General features: G+C 71.7%; 18 protein-coding genes. 11 read left to right on the top strand and 7 right to left on the bottom strand.

Going from position 1 to position 19,391, the window contains the following annotated elements:
* Positions 1–101: 101 nt before the first annotated feature.
* On the top strand, positions 102–902 hold the full coding sequence (locus tag SAVERM_RS06555) for an MBL fold metallo-hydrolase (RefSeq protein WP_202497305.1): 801 nt from the start codon (positions 102–104) through the stop codon (positions 900–902).
* Here SAVERM_RS06555 and SAVERM_RS06550 read toward each other — a convergent pair.
* Both SAVERM_RS06550 and SAVERM_RS06545 read right to left on the bottom strand, forming a co-directional pair.
* Complete coding sequence (locus SAVERM_RS06550) at positions 841–1,860, bottom strand: YihY/virulence factor BrkB family protein (RefSeq protein WP_010982654.1); 1,020 nt, start codon at positions 1,858–1,860, stop codon at positions 841–843. The genes SAVERM_RS06555 and SAVERM_RS06550 overlap by 62 nt on opposite strands.
* A gap of 537 nt (positions 1,861–2,397) precedes the next feature.
* Positions 2,398–3,012 (bottom strand): sigma-70 family RNA polymerase sigma factor, encoded by a 615-nt coding sequence (locus tag SAVERM_RS06545; protein WP_010982653.1) that lies wholly within the window; start codon positions 3,010–3,012, stop codon positions 2,398–2,400.
* Positions 3,013–3,194: 182 nt separating this feature from the next.
* Between SAVERM_RS06545 and SAVERM_RS06540 the strand changes: the two genes are divergently transcribed.
* Together SAVERM_RS06540 and SAVERM_RS06535 are read left to right on the top strand one after the other, a co-directional pair.
* Entirely contained in the window at positions 3,195–4,238 is a 1,044-nt protein-coding gene (locus SAVERM_RS06540; RefSeq protein ID WP_010982652.1) for a MerR family transcriptional regulator, read from the top strand.
* A 314-nt stretch (positions 4,239–4,552) separates the two neighbouring features.
* Positions 4,553–5,797, top strand: coding sequence for an NAD(P)/FAD-dependent oxidoreductase (locus tag SAVERM_RS06535; RefSeq protein WP_037646304.1), 1,245 nt, complete (start codon positions 4,553–4,555; stop codon positions 5,795–5,797).
* A gap of 59 nt (positions 5,798–5,856) precedes the next feature.
* Here the strand turns inward: SAVERM_RS06535 and SAVERM_RS06530 are convergent, their stop codons facing one another.
* A complete protein-coding gene (locus SAVERM_RS06530; RefSeq protein ID WP_010982650.1) occupies positions 5,857–7,230 on the bottom strand; it encodes a cryptochrome/photolyase family protein in 1,374 nt (457 codons plus the stop codon).
* A 387-nt stretch (positions 7,231–7,617) separates the two neighbouring features.
* Positions 7,618–9,147: an SDR family oxidoreductase gene (locus SAVERM_RS06525; protein ID WP_037646098.1), complete on the bottom strand. Its 1,530-nt coding sequence runs from the start codon at positions 9,145–9,147 to the stop codon at positions 7,618–7,620.
* A gap of 187 nt (positions 9,148–9,334) precedes the next feature.
* Here SAVERM_RS06525 and SAVERM_RS41350 point away from each other — a divergent pair, with 187 nt between their 5' ends.
* Positions 9,335–9,502, top strand: coding sequence for a hypothetical protein (locus SAVERM_RS41350; protein ID WP_171033254.1), 168 nt, complete (start codon positions 9,335–9,337; stop codon positions 9,500–9,502).
* 344 nt (positions 9,503–9,846) lie between these two features.
* On the opposite strand, the gene SAVERM_RS06520 is transcribed toward SAVERM_RS41350, so the two are convergent.
* Positions 9,847–10,767 (bottom strand): LysR family transcriptional regulator, encoded by a 921-nt coding sequence (locus tag SAVERM_RS06520; RefSeq protein WP_010982647.1) that lies wholly within the window; start codon positions 10,765–10,767, stop codon positions 9,847–9,849.
* A 137-nt stretch (positions 10,768–10,904) separates the two neighbouring features.
* Here SAVERM_RS06520 and SAVERM_RS45850 point away from each other — a divergent pair, with 137 nt between their 5' ends.
* The 7 genes from SAVERM_RS45850 to SAVERM_RS42250 all read left to right on the top strand — a co-directional run bounded on the left by SAVERM_RS45850 (position 10,905) and on the right by SAVERM_RS42250 (position 17,161).
* Positions 10,905–10,988, top strand: a complete 84-nt coding sequence (locus SAVERM_RS45850; RefSeq protein ID WP_354730505.1) for a putative leader peptide — start codon at positions 10,905–10,907, stop codon at positions 10,986–10,988.
* Between the two features lie 285 nt (positions 10,989–11,273).
* Positions 11,274–12,395, top strand: a complete 1,122-nt coding sequence (gene sfnG / locus SAVERM_RS06515; protein ID WP_010982646.1) for a dimethylsulfone monooxygenase SfnG — start codon at positions 11,274–11,276, stop codon at positions 12,393–12,395.
* Between the two features lie 165 nt (positions 12,396–12,560).
* Entirely contained in the window at positions 12,561–13,115 is a 555-nt protein-coding gene (ssuE, locus tag SAVERM_RS06510; RefSeq protein ID WP_010982645.1) for an NADPH-dependent FMN reductase, read from the top strand.
* Positions 13,116–13,120: 5 nt separating this feature from the next.
* On the top strand, positions 13,121–14,305 hold the full coding sequence (locus tag SAVERM_RS06505; protein WP_010982644.1) for an SfnB family sulfur acquisition oxidoreductase: 1,185 nt from the start codon (positions 13,121–13,123) through the stop codon (positions 14,303–14,305).
* A 57-nt stretch (positions 14,306–14,362) separates the two neighbouring features.
* Complete coding sequence (locus tag SAVERM_RS06500) at positions 14,363–15,544, top strand: LLM class flavin-dependent oxidoreductase (RefSeq protein ID WP_010982643.1); 1,182 nt, start codon at positions 14,363–14,365, stop codon at positions 15,542–15,544.
* Between the two features lie 83 nt (positions 15,545–15,627).
* Entirely contained in the window at positions 15,628–16,749 is a 1,122-nt protein-coding gene (locus tag SAVERM_RS06495; RefSeq protein WP_169788639.1) for an IS630 family transposase, read from the top strand.
* A gap of 157 nt (positions 16,750–16,906) precedes the next feature.
* Entirely contained in the window at positions 16,907–17,161 is a 255-nt protein-coding gene (locus SAVERM_RS42250) for a hypothetical protein (protein ID WP_010982641.1), read from the top strand.
* Between the two features lie 436 nt (positions 17,162–17,597).
* Here SAVERM_RS42250 and SAVERM_RS06490 read toward each other — a convergent pair whose 3' ends face one another.
* A complete protein-coding gene (locus tag SAVERM_RS06490; RefSeq protein ID WP_010982640.1) occupies positions 17,598–18,200 on the bottom strand; it encodes a TetR/AcrR family transcriptional regulator in 603 nt (200 codons plus the stop codon).
* Between the two features lie 48 nt (positions 18,201–18,248).
* Entirely contained in the window at positions 18,249–19,244 is a 996-nt protein-coding gene (locus SAVERM_RS06485) for an NADP-dependent oxidoreductase (RefSeq protein WP_010982639.1), read from the bottom strand.
* Positions 19,245–19,391 lie beyond the last annotated feature (147 nt).

Genomic DNA, 19,391 nt, shown 5'->3' with positions numbered 1-19,391 from the left:
AACTTACGAACGATCGTTAGCTAAAACTGGTGAGCCGAGCGAACACCCGGCGGCGCAAAGGGGAAACAACCGTGCGGATCCACCATCTGAACTGCGGCTCCATGCGAACCATCGACACCGACGCGGGGAGCCTGCCCGCCGTGTGTCACTGCCTGCTCGTCGAGACCGACCGTGACGGCCTCGTCCTCGTCGAGAGCGGCATCGGCACGGCCGACGTGGCGCGCCCCGAACAGAATCTCGGCGCGGACTTCCTCGGCCGGGCCCAGCCCGTGCTGGACCTGGCGGAGACCGCGCTGCACCAGGTGACCGGGCTGGGCTTCCGGCCGGAGGGCGTACGGCACATCGTGCTCAGCCACCTCGACCTCGACCACGCGGGAGGTCTGTCCGACTTCCCCTGGGCCAAGGTCCACCTGACCGAGGCCGAACACCGCGCCGCGATGGCGGCGCCCGGCGCCCACCCCGAGGACCGCGTCCGCTACCGCCCCGCCCAGTGGGCGCACCGCCCGCACTGGGTGACGTATCCGGAAGCCCAGGGCGACCCCTGGTTCGGCTTCGACGCGGTCCGGCCGCTGGACGGGCTGGACGCGGAGATCCTGCTCGTGCCCCTCGGCGGTCACACCCGAGGCCACAGCGCGATCGCCGTCCGGGACACCGGGCGCTGGCTGCTGCACTGCGGCGACGCCTACTACTTCCACCGCGAGATCGACCCCGACGACCCACGGGGGCACCCCGGCATGGACATCCTTCAGCAGATCACCGAGGTGGACCGGCCCCTGCGCCTCGGCAACCACGCCCGCCTGCGGGAGTTGGTGCGCCGGCACGGCGACGAGGTGGAGGTCTTCAGCGCCCACGATCCCTGGGAGCTTGCGCGGCACGTTCCGCTCGGGTCAGCTCGGCCGTGAACTGGGCGCCGGCCAGCAGGGCCAGATTGGACACCCAGAGCCAGACCAGGAAGACGATCACGCCGGCGAGCGATCCGTACAGCTTGCTGTAGGCGCCCAGACCGGAGGCGTACGCGGTGAAGCCCGCCGACGCGGTCAGCCACAGCAGCGCGGCGAGCATGCCCCCGGGCAGGGCGTGCCGCAGCTCGCGGACCTCCCGCGGACCCGTGCGGAACAGGACCAGCACCAAAAGCGCCACCAGTGCCAGCAGCGCCGGCCACCGCAGCAGCGTCCACGCGGCGGCACCGGCGCCGCCCAGCCCGGCCCGCCGCCCCAGCGCCTCCAGCAGCGAACCGCTGAGCACGAGCAGCAGGGCGCTGACGAACAGCAGCGCCAGCAGGGTCACGGCCGTCAGCAGAATGCGGGGCGCCGTGCGCAGCGCGGGCCGGGTGTCCTCGATGCCGTGCTGGGCGTGCAGCGCGCGCCGGAACACGGCCAGGTAGCTGGACGCCGACCACAGCGCACTGACGCCACCCCCGATGGCCACGGTCAGCGCGGCCGACCGTTCACCGGCGAGGTGGCGCAGCGAGCCGTGCAGGGTGTTTCCCGACTCCGCGGGCGCCCAGGCGGTGACATGCGCGATCAGGTCGTCGGTGACGCGGGGACTGACCAGTCCGATCAGGGAGACGGCCATCAGCATGGCCGGCAACAGGGCGAGGATCGCGTAGTACGTCAATGCCGCCGCCCAGTCGGACACGTCGTCCCGCCACATCGACACCGGGGTCCGGCGCAACGCCGCCCGCCGGACCCGCCAGGACCCGTGCACACGGGCCTTTGGTACGTCCGTGACGCCGTGCGGTGCCGCGGGCGCACCCGAAGGAAGGACGGGGCCTGTCGCGCGGCCGGTTCCCGTTGCCAGGGCCGGCAGACGGCGCAGCCATGACAGTCTCCTGGCGGGTACCGACGTATGCCGTTCCACGGCTGCCCTTCGCTCATGTGCCCGTACGGGTCACCCGGCTCGTACACCGGGAAGACCGGGCCGGCTCAGCCCCGACCCGCTGAGACCGTACCCGGATCGGCCATCGGCACCCCGCCGGTTCTGCCGCGGCTGCGCACCTGGGATCGCGGGGAGGCCGACCAAGGCCCCTCCCGGGATTGCCGACAACCCCGGGAGGGGTGATCAAAGAGGGGGACCGGGCCCCGGTCGTCGGCCGCCGGGCGAGCCGTACGGCGTTACGACCCCTGCTTCCAGGAAGGTGGGGCGATCGGATGCACCCGCTCGGCACCGGACGTCGAGGCAGGCGCCGACGCCGGACGAAGCCGACCGCCACCGCCACCGCCACTGCCACCGCGATCGTCAGGAGCCACAGCCCGGTGCGTGAGGCGGCGGCGGAGAGGAAACGGTGACCGGCCCGACGCGTGGCCCGCTCCGACGGACGCGGGGCCGCGCGCGAATTGCAGCGTTTGTGCATCGAATGATGGTTCGGGCCTCGCGTGGGGGTTCGTCGGCGGCTGCTCAGGCGGTCGCCTCCTGTTGCAGACAGCGGCGCAGCTGGCGCAGTCCGCGCCGGGCATGACTCTTGACCGTTCCCAGCGGCCAGCCGGTGCGCCGGGCGATCTGCGTCTGGGTCAGGTCCTCGAAGAAGGCCAGCCGGAGCACCTGTTGCTGGGGCGCGGGCAGCTTAGCCAGCTCGTGCCGGACCAGCACCCGGTCCAGGGCCGCCTCCGGCAGTTCGCCCGCGCCGTCGGCGAGCAACATGACCGAACCGGCCGAGGTGACCAGGTCGCGGCGGCGGGTCCGCGCGGCCAGGGCGTCGGCGATCTTCCGTCTGGTGATGCCGACGATCCAGCCGCCGAGGGCACCGCGCTCCGGTCGGTAGGCCGCACGGCCGCGCCACACGCCGAGGAACACCTGCTGGGTGACGTCCTCGGCCTCCCTGACGTCGCCCAGGGTGCGCCGGGCCAGCGTGTGTACCAGTGCCGACCACCGGTGGTAGGCGGCGGTCAGGCAGGCCTCGTCGCCGTTCATCAGGCCCCGGGCCAGTTCCTCGTCCGCGAGCGACTCCTCCACCGGCACCCACAGGGGCACGTCCGTTGCTCGCGCGTGTGCGGTGGTCGGCTGTGCGGTCATGACGGAGGCTCCTCGTGTGGGTCGGAACCCGACCCGGTCGTACGCGGGGCGGCCGGACCGCTCTCGCGGCCCGGGGTGCCGGTCACCGGGGCGTTTCCGGCGGTTCGCCCCGGTGTGACCATCGTCCGAGGTGGGCAGCGAGGCCATCAACTCGCATCGTTTGTGCGTCGTATAGTCGGCTCATGAGCGAGTCCACGCGCGCGGAAGGCCGGCCGGGCGGGCTCCGGCCCGGTACCGCGGCCGTCGACGACACCGGGCTGACGACCGGAGCCCTGGCACGCCGGCTCGGGGTGTCACCAACGACGCTGCGTTCCTGGGACCGCAGATACGGCGTGGGGCCCCAGATCCGTGCCGACGGACGCCACCGCCGCTGGTCGCCCCAGGACGTGGCGATGCTGGAGACGATGTGCCGGCTGACCTCGGCCGGAGTACCGCCCGCCGAGGCGGCGCGCGTGGCCAAGGAAGGCGGCGGCTCGTCGTCGCCCACCCCCGCTCAGCCGGAGGCGGCCGGGGCGCCCGCCGTCCGCGTACGCTCGCACGCGGGCGGCACGCTGCCCCTCGGCGACGTGCGTCAGGAGTGCCGCGGACTGGCCCGGGCCGCCGTGCGGCTCGACGCCCCGGCCGTCGAGGACCAGCTGACCTCGTCCGTGGAGCGGCACGGCCTCACCGTCGCCTGGGCGGAGGTGATGGTGCCGACGCTGCACGCCGTCGGACGCAAGTGGGAGTCGTCCGGTGACCGCTATGTCGAGGTCGAGCACCTGCTGTCCTGGCACATCTCCACCGCGCTCCGCCGGGTCCTTGCGCCCGTCCGCCCCGGCGACCGGGACGCCGCCGGTCCCGTGGTCCTCGCGTGCGTCCCCGGCGAACAGCACACGCTGCCGCTGGAGGCGCTCAACGCCGGACTGATCGAACTCGGTCTGCCCACCCGTATGTTCGGCGCGGCCGTACCGGTGGAGGCGCTGACCGCGGCGGTACGGCGGCTGGGTCCGGCGGCCGTGGTGCTGTGGGCGCAGGCGCGCTCCACGGCGAGCCTCCCGCTGGCCAGGCACGTCGCCGCGACGCAGTGGGGCGTGAAGGGTGCGCGCAGGCACCCGCTGGTGATGCTGGGCGGCCAGGGGTGGGCGGGGCGTTCGGCGCAGGGCATGCTCAGACCGCCGGGTCTGCGAGAGGCGCTCGACGCGCTCGCCGCCACGTACGAAGGCGCGGCTTCCGGGCCGCGGGGCTGACGCGGTCCGCGTACGGCGTCCGCCCTCGGCCCGCACGCCCGATGACACGCGCGTGTACGCCGTCCGCTCCCGGCCCGCGGGCCTGACGCCTGCGGGCCTGACGCCATCCGCGTATGCCGTCTCGCGCAGGCCCTCCGCGTACACCCTCCGCGTACGCCGTCCGTGGCGCGGATGTCGCCGCGGGTGCATCCGCGGGGCCGGGCGGCCCGGAAAGGGGTGCAGGGGCGTGTGCCACGGCGTCCCGCTCCCGCCGTCCGCGCAAGCCACTGGGCGGCCGGATACATGAGCGGCCGGATACATGAAAGGTGATCACCATGTCCGTCATCCGTGATGCCCCGGACGTCCTGGTGATCGGGGCGGGCCTGGCGGGACTCGCCTGTGCCCGGGACCTGTCGGAGGCGGGCCACACCGTACGGGTGCTGGAGGCCTGCGACGGAGTCGGCGGGCGGATGCGCTCCGATCGTCACGACGGGTTCGTCATCGACCGCGGCTTCCAGGTCTTCAACACGTCCTACCCCCAGGTACGGCGGCGCCTGACCCTGCGGGACCTGCGGCTGCGGCCCTTCACCGCGGGGGTGCTGGTGCACACGAACCGCGGGGCGCTGCGCTTCGGCGACCCGTCCCGCAGCCCGCACACGTTCTCCGATCTGCTGCCGGGGCGGCTCGCGGGCCCCCGCGACCTCGCGGCCCTCGGCATCCTGACGGCTCGCGACATGCTGGCCCCCGTACGGTCGTTGAAGCGCGGCGCTGACCACACCACGCGGTCCGCGCTGGCGGGCGCCGGGTTCTCCGAGGAGTTCGTCGAGCGCTTCTTCCGGCCGTTCCTGTCGGGAGTCTTCCTGGAAGACCGACTGGAGACCTCCAGCCGGTTCTTCCATCTGGTCTGGCGCAGCATGCTGCGTGGCACTCTCTGCCTGCCCACCGAAGGGATCGGTGCCGTGCCCCGCGCGCTCGCCGACCGCCTGCCGTCCGGGACCGTGCGCCTCGGGACGCCCGTCGGCACGCTCACCGACGACGGTGTCGCACTCACCGACGGCACCGTACTCCCGGCACATGCCGTGGTGGTGGCAACAGGACCCGGCCCCGCCGCGTCCCTGCTGCCCGGCCTGGACGTGCCCGCCTACCGTGTCGTCACCACGTACTACCACGCGGCCGCGCGGCCCCCGCTCGGCGAACCGACCCTCCTCACGGATGCCGGGCGCCGCTTCCTCAACACCTGTGTGCTCAGCGAGGTCGTCCCCGGTTACGCGCCGAAGGGCACCGCCCTCGTCGCCACCTCGGTTCTCGGCGAGGACGCCGAAGGCCGCGAACCCCTCGTACGCGACGCACTGGCCGAGGCGTACGGCATCGACACCGGCCGCTGGGACCTGCTGACGGCGCGTACGATTCCGGACGCCCTGCCCGTCATGACGCCCCCGCAGTCCCTGAGCCGCACCTCACGAGTGGCACCGGGCCGGTATGTGTGCGGAGATCACCGTGCCACCGGCTCGGTCCAGGGAGCGCTGGCCTCGGGCGCCCGCGCCGCCCGCGAGGTGCTGCACGACCTCGACGGCCGGTGACGGCCGGCGGGCGGTGGCCCGCCGACGGAAGACGGTCACGAGCGGGGGGAAAGGGGGCGTCAGTCGCGTCCGCGGGCGTGCCGGAAGCGGGCCAGACCGTCGGCGAGTTCGACGATCGGGTCGGGGTAGTCGTACGCGGCGCGGTCGAGTCCCTTGAGCTTCCAGGGCTCGTGCACGGCCGCTCCCCGGAGTCCTTCGAGTTCCGGCACCCAGCGCCGGACGTACGCGCCGTCCGGGTCGTACCGCTTGGCCTGGGTGACCGGATTGAGGACACGGTTGGGCCGGGTGTCGGTGCCGGTTCCGGCCATCCACTGCCAGTTGAGCTGGTTGTTGGCGACATCGCCGTCCACCAGCAGCTCAAGGAAGTGGCGGGCGCCGACCCGCCAGTCCACGTACAGCGTCTTGGTGAGGAAGCTCGCGGTCAGCAGACGGCCACGATTGTGCATCCAGCCCTCGTGCCGCAGTTGGCGCATCGCCGCGTCGATCACCGGGTAGCCGGTGCGGCCCGTCCGCCACGCCTCGACCTCCTCCCGCGCCGCGGCCTCGGACCGCCATCGGTCGCCGCGGCCGCGGTAGTCCGCGGTGGCCGCGTCGGGCCGTGCGGCCAGCACCTGGTAGTGGAAGTCGCGCCACGCGAGCTGCCGTACGAAGGCCTCGGCGCCGGGGCCGCCCGTCCGCCGCGCCCGGTGGACGAGTTCGACGGGGGACAGCGTGCCGAAGTGCAGGTGGGGGGAGAGGTGGGAAGTGGCGTCGCCGGCCAGGTCGTCATGGCGGTCCTCGTACGCCGTGATGCCGCCGCGCAGCCAGGCCATGAGCCGCTTCCTGCCCTCCTCCTCGCCGCCCGCCGCCAGCCCCTGCGACAGTCCGGACAGTTCCGTGCGGGTGGGAAGCCGTTCCGAGCCCACGCTCTCCGGCACCCGCACGCCGCGCGGCGCGCCGAGCGCGTCGCGCAGATGCTCCCGCTCCCAGTGCCGGAAGTACGGGGTGAAGACGGCGAAGTGGTCCGAGGAGGACGGGGTGACGGCACCCGGCGCCACCGCGGTGATCACCGTCTCGTGGACGTGCAGTCGACGCCCGTCCGCCTCCAGGGCCGACCGCAGCCGCTGCTCGCGCCGGTGGGCGTACGCGCTGACCCCGGCCGCCAGATGCACCTCGTCGGCGTCCGCCTCGGCCGCCACCTTGCACACCTGGTCGACCACGTCGCCGGAGCGGAGCACCAGTCGCCCGCCGCGCTCGCGCAGCCCGGCGTCGAGGTCTCGCAGACAGTCGGCGAGGAACGCCAGCCGGTTGGGGGCGGCGAACCCGGCCCCGTCGACGGCCCGGTCGCGCACGAACAGGGGCACCACCTGACGCGCGCCGTCCAGGGCCGCCCGCAGCGGCGGATGGTCGTGCAGACGCAGGTCGGAGGTGAACAGGACGACCGAGACGTTCATGGCGCTGCTCCGGGTTCGGGGGAGGAGGTACTGGGGGACGGGGGGGACCCGGGGGGGACGGGGAGTACGGGGGGTACGGGGGGTACGGCACCAGGTGTTTCCGGGGCGGAGGCCCCGGCGGATGCAGGTGGGGGCCTGCGGACGGCGCGCGATGCCGCCGTGCGGCGCCGTGGCGGGATCCGTCGGCGTAGGGCGGCAGCCGGTCGGGATCCAGCGGCGTAGGGCGACAGGCACAGGGCGGCAGCCGGCCGGGAGGGGCCGCCGTGCCGCGCCTGTGCGGCTCTGCCGGGCACGCCGCCGTGTCCGCGTCCGCGCGGAAATCCGCGCGGACGCGTGTCCGCTTCGCCGGGCGGACGCGGACACCTCCGCCGCCTCCCGGAATCGGTGTCACCCCGCGGGCTCGTGCGCTCCCGCCCGGTCGGTCGCGTCCTTGGCCGCGGCGCGCGCGATGTTGCGTGCCATGCCGCCGAACACCACGGCGTGAAACGGCGACACGCTCCACCAGTAGGCGTGACCCAGCAGCCCGTGCGGATGGAAGAGGGCACGCTGGCGATAGCGGCTGCCGCCGTCGGCGCCCGGCTCGGCGTACATCTCCAGCCAGGCCAGACCGGGCAGCCGCATCTCGGCGCGCAGCCGCAGCAGACGGCCCGGCTCGATCTCCTCGACCCGCCAGAAGTCCAGCGAGTCGCCGACCCGCAGCCGGGCGGCGTCACGGCGGCCGCGACGCAGTCCGACCCCGCCCACCAGCCGGTCGAGCCAGCCGCGTACGGCCCAGGCCAGCGGGAAGGAGTACCAGCCGTTGTCCCCGCCGATGCCCTCGACGACCCGCCACAGGGCCTCGGGCGAGGCGTCGACGGCCAGCTCACGCCGGTCGGTGTAGAGGCTGCCGCCCGCCCAGTCGGGGTCGGTGGGCAGCGGGTCGCTGGGCGCGCCCGGCACCGACGCCGACGACCACCGGGTCGTCACCTGGGCGTCCCGTACGCGTTGCAGGGCCAGCCGGACCGAGTCGTCGAAGCCGATCGGCCGCCCCGGCGGGTCCGGCACGTAGCGGGCGATGTCGTGCTCGTGGCAGACGACCTCATGGCGCAGCGACTCGGTGAGCGGGCGCGCGATCGACCGCGGCACCGGTGTGACCAGCCCGATCCAGTGACTGGAGAGCCGGGGAGTGAGCACGGGCACGGGCACGATCAGCCGACGCGGAAGCCCCGCGATCGCCGCGTACCTGCGCATCATGTCCAGGTACGTCAGCACCTCGGGTCCGCCGAGGTCGAAGGCGCGATTGACGTCGGCCGGCATCCGGGCACTGCCCACGAGGGCGCGCAGTACGTCCCGTACGCCGATGGGCTGGATCCGGGTGCGCACCCAGCTAGGGGTGACCATCACCGGCAGGCGTTCGGTGAGGTAGCGCAGCATCTCGAAGGAGGCCGAGCCGGAGCCGATGATGACCGCGGCCCGCAGCACCGTGGTCGGTACGTCCGAGTCCAGCAGGATGTGGCCGACCTCGGCCCGGGACCGCAGATGCGGGGACAGCTCCTTCTCCGGTACGCCTGCCGGGGTGAGGCCGCCGAGATAGACGATGCGCTGGACGCCCGCTGCCTTGGCCTGCTCCCCGAAGACACGTGCGGACTTCCGGTCGGTCTCCTCGAAGTCACTGCCCGTGCCGAGCGCGTGGACCAGGTAGTACGCGACGTCGATGCCGCGCATCGCTTCGCCGACCGACTCGGGGTGGGTGACATCGCCTCGCATCACGTCCACGTCGCCCGCCCAGGGATGGTCGCGCAGCTTTCTGGGCGAGCGGGCCAGACAACGCACCTGGTGGCCCTCTGCGAGAAGTTCCGGGACGAGCCGCCCCCCGATGTATCCCGTGGCGCCGGTCACCAGGCAGCGCAGCCCCGGCCGGGTGTCGTCACTGCTCATGTGTTCTCGGCTCCCTCGCGCAGCGTCATGTGCCCTTCTCCTCATCCCTTCCACGGGATGCCCCGGGGTGGATGCGCCGACAGGGGGCTTCTGCGGTTTGGGGACATGTGCCGGCGGATCGCGGGCAAGCGGGACCTACAAGGGTCTCGATGTGAACCGATGGTCTATCGCTGGAGGTGCTGCCGCTATGGGCGCGAAGGTGTTGGAGCGGTTTCCTGCGGGTGCTCCGCGCGGATCGTGGCCGGCGGAGGAGTACGCGGCGCGACGCCGCGCCGAGGGTGAGCCCGCGACGGTCGTGATGGATCTCAAGTCGGACGCGTTCCTCGTGGTGGTTCCCGGACGCGACGACGACTGACCCGTGCGGTGCCGGCCATTCCCCGGGCCGGCACCGCACGGGTCAGGGCTCGGCCCCCAGGACGATCTCCTCCGCTCCACCGGCATGCGGAAACCGGCCGGGCCGACCCCGCGGGCGACGGCCGGGGACCGCCCCGGGCCTACGGGCGGGTTGCCGTCCTGGGCCTACGGGCGGGTCGCCGTCCCGGGCCTACGCGTCGGTTGCCGTCCCGGGCCCAGGGGGCGGGCACCGCCCCGGGCCCAGGAGAGGGACACCGGCGCAGCGCGCCGCATCGCGTTCGGTCGGCGCGTCGGGTCGCGTGCGGCCCGGCGCACCGTATCCCGCGCGTGGCCGCGTTCCCGCCGTCAGGGGCGGCCGGTCAGTGTCCCGCCGAGCGCCTCGGCCCTGCCCACGAACGTCTCGTACAGACCCTGGGCCGCTTGCGGCACCGACTCCGCCCTGCGCCGCTGGAGCATCAGCAGCACCTGAGTCGAGTCGTCCGCGAGCGGGCGGTAGGTGATCGCACCCCGGCGCTCCAGAGGATCGTCGATCACGCTGAAGTCGGGCAGCACCGTGGCGCCCAGCCCCTCGGCGACCATCAGCTTGCCCATCTCGGCGCCGTCGGTGGAGTACGAGAACGACGGGGAGTGTCCCTCCAGGAGCCGGTGGACGAACCGGTGCATCACATAACCGGAGCGCATGGCGATCAGCGGCTCGGCGAGCAGGTCGGACACCGACACCGTGGTCCGGGACGCCAGGGGACTGTCCGGTCGTACGCACACCACCGGCCGTCCGCGCAGCAGTTCGGTGGTCTCGAAGTCGGCGGCCACGTCGTCCCCGTCGAGATGGTTCACCAGACCGAGGTCGAAACCGCCCTCCAGCAACGACCGGTGGATCTCCGACTGCTGGGCGCCGACCACCTCCACCTGGGTCAGCGGATGCGCCGCGCGGAACTCCCGGACCACCGGGATGAGCAGCGGCACGGTCGCCGCGTTCACCGTGCCCAGGCGCACCATGCGGCTGATGCGGTGCTGCTCGCCCGCGGCGCCGCGCAGCCGGTCCACCGCGTCCAGCACATTGATGATGTGCGGCAGCAGCTCGCGGCCCTCCGCGCTCATCCGGGCACCGGAGCGCTTGCGCTCCAGGAGGTCGACACCCAGCTCGCGCTCGAGATTCCGTACGGTCTCACTCAACGCGGGCTGGGAGAGGTGGAGTTCCTCGGCCGCGCGGCGCAGCGAACCCAGCCGGGTGACCGCCGCTATGTATTCGAGCTGCTCTGTCCGCATCGCAGCAGAATGCGGCCGCCGCCGCGCGCCGTTCAAGGGTTTACCTGTCACGCCTTCGTGAAATTCCATGGTCCGGGATGCGAGACCGGTCGGGTATTCCTTGACTGCCCCGAGGAGTGGCTGTCACGATCGACGACATGAAGAAGCGAACGGACCTCACGCGGCGACGCCACGTCGACCTCGCGCGTGTCTCCAGCGCCTTCTGTTGTCGCGAAGCCTGACGATCCCGACGGTAGGGTCCCCTTCGCACCGCCCGTCCGCCCGGTGAATTCTTCCGGCCGGCGCACGGCTGCGGATGGCCGGCCTACGGCTGGAATGCGCTCGGCCTACGGCTGACATGCGGCCCGCATACGACTCGTATTCCTTTCCCGTACCCACCGCGGCTCTTTTTCCGGCCCCGCCGAATGGCCCGGGCCGAATCCCTGACGCTGCCCGCTTCGGTGAATTCACGCCGACCCGCCGGGCGCTCCGTCACCATTCCCGCATTCGCACCAACGGGAGTTCCCATGCCCGCAGAACCCGTCCGCTTCGCCTACTGGGTCCCCAACGTCAGCGGCGGCCTCGTCACCAGCAGGATCGAGCAGCGCACCGACTGGGGCTACGACTACAACCGCGAACTCGCCGTCCTCGCCGAGAACAACGGCTTCGACTACGCCCTCAGCCAGGTCCGCTACATGGCCAGTTACGGCGCCGAGTTCCAGCACGAGTCGACCAGCTTCAGCCTCGCCCTGCTGCTCGCCACCCAGCGCCTCAAGGTCATCGCCGCCGTCCACCCGGGCCTGTGGCACCCGGGCGTGCTGGCCAAGCTCGGCGCCACCGCCGACCACCTCTCCAACGGCCGCTTCGCGGTCAACGTGGTCAGCGGCTGGTTCAAGGGCGAGTTCACCGCGCTCGGCGAGCCCTGGCTGGAGCACGACGAACGCTACCGCCGCTCCGAGGAGTTCATTCGCGCCCTGCGCCAGATCTGGACCGAGGACCACACCGAACTCGCCGGCGACTTCTACCGGTTGCGCGACTTCTCCCTGAAGCCCAAGCCCCTCAACACCCCCGAGCGGCCGCACCCGGAGATCTTCCAGGGCGGCAACTCCACGGCCGCGCGGGCGATGGCCGGCCGGGTCTCCGACTGGTACTTCTCCAACGGCAAGGACTTCGACGGGGTCGTCGAACAGATCGCGGACGTACGCAACTCGGCGGCCCAGGCCGGCCGCACGGCACCGAAGTTCGGCCTCAACGGCTTCCTCATCGCCCGCGACACCGAGACCGAGGCCCGCGAGACCCTCCGCGAGATCGTCGCCCAGGCCGACACCGATGCCGTCGAGGGTTTCGGCGCCGCCGTGAAGCAGGCGGGGCAGTCCACCGGCGACGGCAAGGGCATGTGGCAGGACTCCAGCTTCGAGGACCTCGTCCAGTACAACGACGGCTTCCGCACGGGGCTGATCGGCACCCCCGAGCAGATCGCCGAGCGGATCGTCGCCTACAAGCGCCTCGGCGTCGACCTCCTCCTCCTCGGCTTCCTGCACTACCACGAGGAGGTCGAGTACTTCGGCCGCCGCGTGCTGCCCCTCGTACGCGAGCTGGAGGCCCAACTGCCGGAAAGCGAGGCGGAGTCCGTCCCCGTTCACGCCTGACCGACCGCTCGGGGCGCCTGCCGCACGCAGGCCCCCTCACCCCCGGCACCCCCTCACCCCAGGCACCAACCCCCTGCCCCTCGCTCCGCGCCCCTCGCTCCGCGCCCGTCGCCCCCTGCCCGTCGTCCGCCCTTGCCCCGAACGCCTCGTTCCGAAAGAGGACCCATGGCCACCGTCCTGTCCGTCTCCGGCAGCCCCTCCGTCTCCTCCCGCACCAACCGTCTGCTGCGCCACCTGGACACCCGGCTGGTCGCGCAGGGCCATGAGGTGATCCCGCTCGACGTCCGCACCATCCCCGCGGAAGCCCTGCTCGGCGCCGACTTCCGCCACCCCGCCATCGTCGAGGCCACCGAACTGTTCGCACGCGTCGACGGTGTGGTCATCGGCACCCCCGTCTACAAGGCCGCCTACTCCGGGGTCCTCAAGGCGCTGCTCGACCTGCTCCCGCAGTACGCCCTCACCGGCAAGACCGTGCTGCCGCTGGCCACCGGCGGCACCACCGCCCATGTCCTGGCGATCGACTACGCGCTGCGCCCCGTGCTCAACTCCATGGGCGCGGCGCACATAGTGCAGGGCTGGTTCACCCTCGACAAGGACATCACGGCGGGCGAGGACGGCTCCCTCACCGTCGCACCGGCCGCCGCCGAGGCCCTCACCCAGGTGGTCGACCAGTTCTCGGCGGCCCTGGGCCGCACGCCCCTGCTGGCCGCGGCGGGCTGACCGTCATGCCCGCCCATGTCATCGCCGACGACGCCGAAGCCCTGTCCGTCGCCGCCGCGCTCGCCGACGAGTTCCGTGCCGGGGCGTCCGGCCGGGACGCCGAACGCCGCCTGCCACGCGCCGAGTTGGACCGGCTGTCCGCCTCGGGGCTGCTCGCGGTCACCGTGCCCGCCGAGCACGGCGGCGCCGACGTACGCCAGGAGACCCTCGCCGAGATCTTCCGGCTGCTCGCCTCGGCCGACGCCAGCCTCGCCCAGATCCCGCAGAACCACTTCGTCTACGTCAATGTGATCCGCCGCCAGGGGATCGAGGAACAGCGGAAGTTCTTCTTCGCCGAGGTGCTCGCCGGGCGGCGCTTCGGCAACGCCCAGTCCGAGGCGGGCACCCGGCACGTCCAGGACATCCGCACCCGGCTGGCACCGCGGCCCGACGGCTCGTACCTTCTGACCGGGGTCAAGCACTACTCCACCGGCGCTCTGTTCGCCGACTGGATCCCGGTGCTGGCCCGAGCGGAGAACGACGACCTGCACGTCGCGTACGTCCCCCGGGACGCCGACGGCGTGACGGTCGTCGACGACTGGGACGGCATGGGGCAGCGCACGACGGCCAGCGGCACGGTCCGCCTGGAGGCCGTGTCCGTCCCCGCCGACCGCGTCCTCCCGCACCACCTCACCTTCCAGGGACCCCAACTGCACGGGGCTGTTGCTCAGTTGCTGCACGCCGCCATCGACGCCGGAATCGCCGCGGGCGCGCTGGCCGAGGCCGCCGAGTTCGTACGGACGAAAAGCCGCCCCTGGTTCGAGAGCGGTGCCGAGACCGCCGCCGAGGACCCGCTGCTGATCCAGCGATTCGGCGAACTCGCCATCCAGGTAAGGGCGTCGGACGCGCTTCTCGTGGCCGCCGCCCGTGCCGTCGACGCGGCCCGTGCCGATCTCACCGACGACTCGGCGGCCGAGGCCTCCCTCGCGGTGGCCGCCGCCAAGGTGCACACCGCGAGCACCGCCGTCGAGGTGGCGGGCGCCCTCTTCGAGGTGTCCGGCACCCGCTCGGCCCTCAACTCCCTCAATCTGCACCGGCATTGGCGCGACGCGCGCACCCACACCCTGCACGACCCGGCCCGCTGGAAGATCCAGCACATCGGCCGCCACGTACTCAACGGCACCAAGCCGCCCCGCCACGGCCTGCTCTAGGGCCGGCCAGGCTGATCAGGCGCGGCCCTGGCGGACCTTCCCGATCGGAGACCCGACGTGTCCCTCACCTTTCACTGGTTCCTCCCCACCAACGGCGACAGCCGCCATGTCGTCGGCGGCGGCCACGGCACCCCGGCCACCGCCTCCGGCCGGGACCGGCCGCCCACGGTGGCGTATCTGAGCCAGATCGCCCGCGCCGCCGAGGACCTGGGCTTCGTCGGCGCGCTCACGCCCACCGGTGCCTGGTGCGAGGACGCCTGGCTGACCACCGCGATGGTCTCGCAGCAGACCGAGCGCCTGAAGTTCCTGGTCGCCTTCCGCCCCGGCTTCGTCTCGCCCACGCTGGCCGCGCAGATGGCGTCCACCTTCCAGCGCCAGACCGGCGGACGGCTCCTGCTCAACGTGGTCACGGGCGGCGAGAGCCACGAACAGCGCGCCTACGGCGACTTCCTCGACAAGGACGCCCGCTACCGTCGTACCGGCGAATTCCTGCAAATCGTCCGGGAGTTGTGGGAGGGCAAGACCGTCGACCTGGCCGGTGAGCACCTCCAGGTCGAGGACGCCAGGCTGGCGCGCGTCCCCGACCCGGTCCCCGAGGTCTACTTCGGTGGTTCCTCACCCGTGGCGGGCGAGGTCGCCGCCCGGTACGTCGACGTCTACCTCACCTGGGGCGAGCCACCCGCGCAGGTCGCCGAGAAGATCGCCTGGGTTCGCGGGCTGGCCGCGGAACAGGGCCGTACGCTCCGCTTCGGCATCCGGCTGCACGTCATCACCCGCGACACCTCCGAGCAGGCCTGGGCCGAGGCGCACCGGCTCCTCGACGGCTTCGACCCGGAGACGGTCAAGTCGGTGCAGGCCGGGCTCGCCCGCAGCGAGTCGGAGGGACAGCAGCGCATGCTCGCCCTGCACGGCGGCGGCCTCCCCCAAGCTCTCGACTCCGCTCGAGCAGGGGGGACCCCCACCGGGCTGGAGATCCACCCCAATCTGTGGGCGGGCATCGGCCTGGTGCGCGGGGGCGCGGGCACCGCCCTGGTCGGCAGCCACGAGGAGGTCGCCGAGCGCATCGCCGAGTACCACCGCCTCGGCATCGACGAGTTCGTACTCTCCGGATATCCGCACCTGGAGGAGGCGTACTGGTTCGGCGAGGGCGTCCTGCCGAGGCTGGCCGCACAGGGACTGTGGCAGCACCCGTTCGCGAAGCCGGCGGCCCCCGCGGCACAGGTGCCGTTCGCGAGCTAGCGCTGTGACCGCATAGGTTCGCCGGGTCGGCGGTCGTGGCGGTTGCATGTGGGGTGACATCCGATCCGACCGCTGGAGGCGCGGTGGCCGAGCCCGTCCGTGTGCGCAGACTGACCGACCACGAGGGGCAGAAGCTGCAGCAGATCGTGCACCGGGGCAGCACGAGTTCGGTGCGCTACCGGCGGGCGATGATGCTGCTGGCCTCCGCTGGAGGAAAACGGGTGCCGGTGATCGCACAGCTGGTGCAGGCCGACGAGGACACCGTCCGGGATGTGATCCACGCGTTCAACGAGAAGGGCCTGGCCTGCCTGGACCCTCGGTGGGCGGGAGGCCGTCCCCGCCAACTCAAGTCTGACGAAGAGGACTTCGTCGTCCAGACAGCCACCACCTGCCCGGTCAAGCTCGGCCAGCCTTTTACTCGCTGGTCACTGCGCAAGCTCGTCGCCTACCTGCGCAAAGTCCACGGCCGGGTGATTCGCATCGGCCGTGAGGCGTTACGGTGCCTGCTCGCCCGCCGCGGCGTCACCTTCCAGCGCACCAAGACCTGGAAGGAGTCCCCGGACCCCGAACGGGAGACGAAGCTGGACCGTATCGAGCACGTCCTGGACCGCTTCCCGGACCGGGTATTCGCCTTCGATGAGTTCGGCCCACTCGGGATCCGGCCCATCGGCGGCAGCTGCTGGGCCGAACAGACCCGGCCCGACCGGCTGCCGGCCACCTACCATCGCACCCACGGCGTCCGGTACTTCCATGGCTGCTACTCGGTGGGCGACGACCGTCTGTGGGGCGTGAACCGCCGCAAGAAGGGTTCCGGGAACACGCTGGCCGCGCTGAAATCGATCCGCGCCGCCCGGCCCGACGGCGCACCGATCTACGTGATCCTGGACAACCTGTCCGCCCACAAGGGCGCCGACATCCGCCGCTGGGCAAAGAAGCACAAGGTCGAGCTGTGCTTCACCCCGACCTACGCCTCCTGGGCGAACCCGATCGAGGCGCACTTCGGACCACTGCGGCAGTTCACCATCGCCAACTCCCACCACCCCAACCACACCGTCCAGACCAGGGCCCTGCACTCCTACCTCCGCTGGCGCAACGCCAATGCCCGCCACTGCGACGTCCTGGCCGCCGAACGCAAGGAACGCGCCCGCATCCGCAGCGAGAAAGGCACCCGATGGGGCGGACGCCCCCTCACAACCGCAGCCTGATCCAACCCGGCGAACCTACGCGGTCACAGCACTAGATCGCTGCCGTTGCGGCTCCGTAGGGCGACACGGCCGTCGGCCCACCGGCCGGCCAGGGCGCGGTAACCGTCCCACTTCTGTTATGCGCTGTTGAGCTGTCCACGGACTATCGTCCAGCGTCATGTCGATCACCGGTTGGCGAGCACGGGAGTTCAGCTCCCTGTTCGCCGATCTCGGTGAGGGGTTGGATGATCTGGGGGTGCCCGAGGGGCAGCCGTTCCTGATCAGTCCGGCGGGCGTGTACGACGTGGCGCTGAACCGGTATTTCTCGGTGTGGCTGGCGTTCGCCGTGGAACACCCAGGCCGCCCATGTCCGGGACCTGCGCACGTACTTCGACTTCCTGTGGTTCGCGCGAGGCAGGCGGGACTGGCGTGATGCGCCCATGGACGACCGGGCGGCGTTCGAGTGGTGGGGCGGTCACCTACGACTGCCATGTCTGCCGGCAGCCCTACGAGCGCCCCGACCTGGCCGCCTGCGCCACGCACGACGCGGTAGGACGGCATCATCGCGTCGAAGGCGCCCTTGAACTGCTGAATCGACCCACAAAGCCCTGACCGCACCACACGGGCCTCGACCCGGAATCCTGCGGACAGGGACTGTGCGACGGGGACTCGACGCCACGTAGGTGGGCAATTTCCGGAATCCCAGCAGCACGCGGTGGCGGTAGTCCTCCGGCCGGCCGCCCCACCCGTCCAGTCATGCCGGTTGTATGGGTAGCAACGGCCGGATGACCTGCCATTTGGGGATTCGGGCCATGCTGCAGCCGAGGACTACCCGGATGGTCGCCTGGGCCTGAGGCTGGGGCCGCGCTTCAGCGAGGCAGCAGGACGTCGACCTGCCTGCGGATGTCCTGCACGATCTCCTCGACGCTCAAGGCGATGTTCACGCTCGCCGCCATGCTGAGGAACATCACGGCGGACACGATGTGTGCCAGCGTCGCGGCGTCGCCCTCTGCGACCCGTTCGTCTCGGCGCAGCACGGCGGCGACGGCCTCCTCGGTCTGCGCGACGATGGCCAGTGCCGCGCCGTGCCGGGGCTCCTCGGGGTCGCCGAAGACCATCTCTCGCAGGTAGGTGCGTCCGTTGTCGATCTGGATGCGGTTGCACTCGACGATCGGCCGGAGGATCGCCAGCACCGCGTCCAGCACGCCGGGGACGGTCTCGGCGTCCGCCCGGCCCTGCTCAAGTGCTTCGACGTACTTGGCGTTCTGGACAAGGAGGAGGAGTTCGCCCTTGGTCTTGGCATAAAGGAACAGGGTCCCGGTGCCGATGTCGGCCTGGTCAGCGATCTGCTGGGTCGTGACCTCATCGACGCCGTGTTCGGCGAACAGTTCACTTGCGGCAGCGACGATGCGGTCGAGTTTCTCCTGCTTGTTCCGCTCGCGCCGTCCGACCGACTGGGAGGCGACAGACATGGGTGGTGTCCTCGTGCGTTCTGTGTCGCCCGTCGCGGTTGCGGCGGGTCAGCTGCTGCCGATGACGGCCTTGCCGCGGATGCCGCCCTGGGACAGGGACTGCAGCGCCTGCGGGGTCTGGTCGAAGCCGACCACCTTTCCCACGACCGGACGCACCACGCCCTGGTCGATGAGAGTGGTGATCTGGCGGAGCTGGTCGCCGCTGGCGCGCATGAACAGGAACTCATACGTCACGCCGAGCTTCTTGGCCTGCCTGCGGATCTTGCCGCTCATGCCTGCGACCGCCAGGCGCAGCAGCGGGTTCAGGCCGGCCTCGCGGGCGAACGCGGGGTCCGGGGGACCGGCGATCCCGATGGCCTTGCCGCCGGGCTTGAGCACCCGCAGGGACTTCTCGAGATTCTCACCACCGAGGCTGTCCAGCACCAGGTCGTAGCCGGTCAGGAGCTGCTCGAAGTCCTGGCTGCGGTAATCGATCACCGTGTCCGCGCCGAGCGCGCGCACGAAGTCCGCGTTGGAACCGCTGGCGGTCGTGGCGACGCTCGCCCCGAGGTGTGCGGCGAGCTGGATCGCGATCGAACCGACCCCGCCGGCGCCGGCGTGGATGAGAACCTTCTGCCCTGGCCGCACCTTCCCGCGCTCCACCAGCGCCTGCCACGCCGTGAGCGCCGCCAGCGGCAGCGAGCCGGCCTCTTCCATGCTGATGGAAGCGGGCTTGAGCGCCAGGTCGTCTTCCGCTATGGCGATGCGCTCGGCGAACGTGCCGATGCGGTCCTGGTGGGGCCGGGCGTAGACCTCGTCTCCGGGCTTGAAGCCGCGAACTGCCGTCCCGACGCTGATGACGGTGCCCGCGACGTCGTTGCCCAGAATCAGCGGCAGCTTGTAGGGCAGGATCTGCTTGAACTCACCGGCGCGGATTTTCTCATCCAGCGGGTTCAGTCCGGCGGCCTCCACCCGGACGAGCACGTCGTGCTCCCCCACGGTGGGTTCGGGGACGTCCGCCTCTTGCAGCGGCTCCTTGTACTTGGTGACGACGAACGCTCGCATGGGGCACTACTCCTTGTCTTCATCCTGTTTATCCAGGCGTGAGGCCAGATCAGTCAATTCGGCGTGACATGGGGCCTAGCCTCACTCCATTAATCCGATTGCACTCAATTATGAGTCTGCTCAGGATTAGTTTCAAGGGAGGTCCCA

Source organism: Streptomyces avermitilis MA-4680 = NBRC 14893 (assembly GCF_000009765.2).
Lineage (GTDB): Bacteria > Actinomycetota > Actinomycetes > Streptomycetales > Streptomycetaceae > Streptomyces > Streptomyces avermitilis.
This window is presented reverse-complemented; position numbering and strand designations above follow the sequence as displayed.

Excerpts from the sequence above, each read along its gene's own strand:
- SAVERM_RS06555 (WP_202497305.1), top strand. The coding sequence starts at position 102 with ATGCGAACCATCGACACCGACGCGGGGAGCCTGCCCGCCGTGTGTCAC.
- SAVERM_RS06545 (WP_010982653.1), bottom strand. The coding sequence starts at position 3,012 with ATGACCGCACAGCCGACCACCGCACACGCGCGAGCAACGGACGTGCCC.
- SAVERM_RS06540 (WP_010982652.1), top strand. The coding sequence starts at position 3,195 with ATGAGCGAGTCCACGCGCGCGGAAGGCCGGCCGGGCGGGCTCCGGCCC.
- SAVERM_RS06535 (WP_037646304.1), top strand. The coding sequence starts at position 4,553 with ATGTCCGTCATCCGTGATGCCCCGGACGTCCTGGTGATCGGGGCGGGC.
- SAVERM_RS06530 (WP_010982650.1), bottom strand. The coding sequence starts at position 7,230 with ATGAACGTCTCGGTCGTCCTGTTCACCTCCGACCTGCGTCTGCACGAC.
- SAVERM_RS06525 (WP_037646098.1), bottom strand. The coding sequence starts at position 9,147 with ATGAGCAGTGACGACACCCGGCCGGGGCTGCGCTGCCTGGTGACCGGC.
- SAVERM_RS41350 (WP_171033254.1), top strand. The coding sequence starts at position 9,335 with ATGGGCGCGAAGGTGTTGGAGCGGTTTCCTGCGGGTGCTCCGCGCGGA.
- SAVERM_RS06520 (WP_010982647.1), bottom strand. The coding sequence starts at position 10,767 with ATGCGGACAGAGCAGCTCGAATACATAGCGGCGGTCACCCGGCTGGGT.
- SAVERM_RS45850 (WP_354730505.1), top strand. The coding sequence starts at position 10,905 with ATGAAGAAGCGAACGGACCTCACGCGGCGACGCCACGTCGACCTCGCG.
- sfnG (WP_010982646.1), top strand. The coding sequence starts at position 11,274 with ATGCCCGCAGAACCCGTCCGCTTCGCCTACTGGGTCCCCAACGTCAGC.
- ssuE (WP_010982645.1), top strand. The coding sequence starts at position 12,561 with ATGGCCACCGTCCTGTCCGTCTCCGGCAGCCCCTCCGTCTCCTCCCGC.
- SAVERM_RS06505 (WP_010982644.1), top strand. The coding sequence starts at position 13,121 with ATGCCCGCCCATGTCATCGCCGACGACGCCGAAGCCCTGTCCGTCGCC.
- SAVERM_RS42250 (WP_010982641.1), top strand. The coding sequence starts at position 16,907 with ATGTCGATCACCGGTTGGCGAGCACGGGAGTTCAGCTCCCTGTTCGCC.
- SAVERM_RS06490 (WP_010982640.1), bottom strand. The coding sequence starts at position 18,200 with ATGTCTGTCGCCTCCCAGTCGGTCGGACGGCGCGAGCGGAACAAGCAG.
- SAVERM_RS06485 (WP_010982639.1), bottom strand. The coding sequence starts at position 19,244 with ATGCGAGCGTTCGTCGTCACCAAGTACAAGGAGCCGCTGCAAGAGGCG.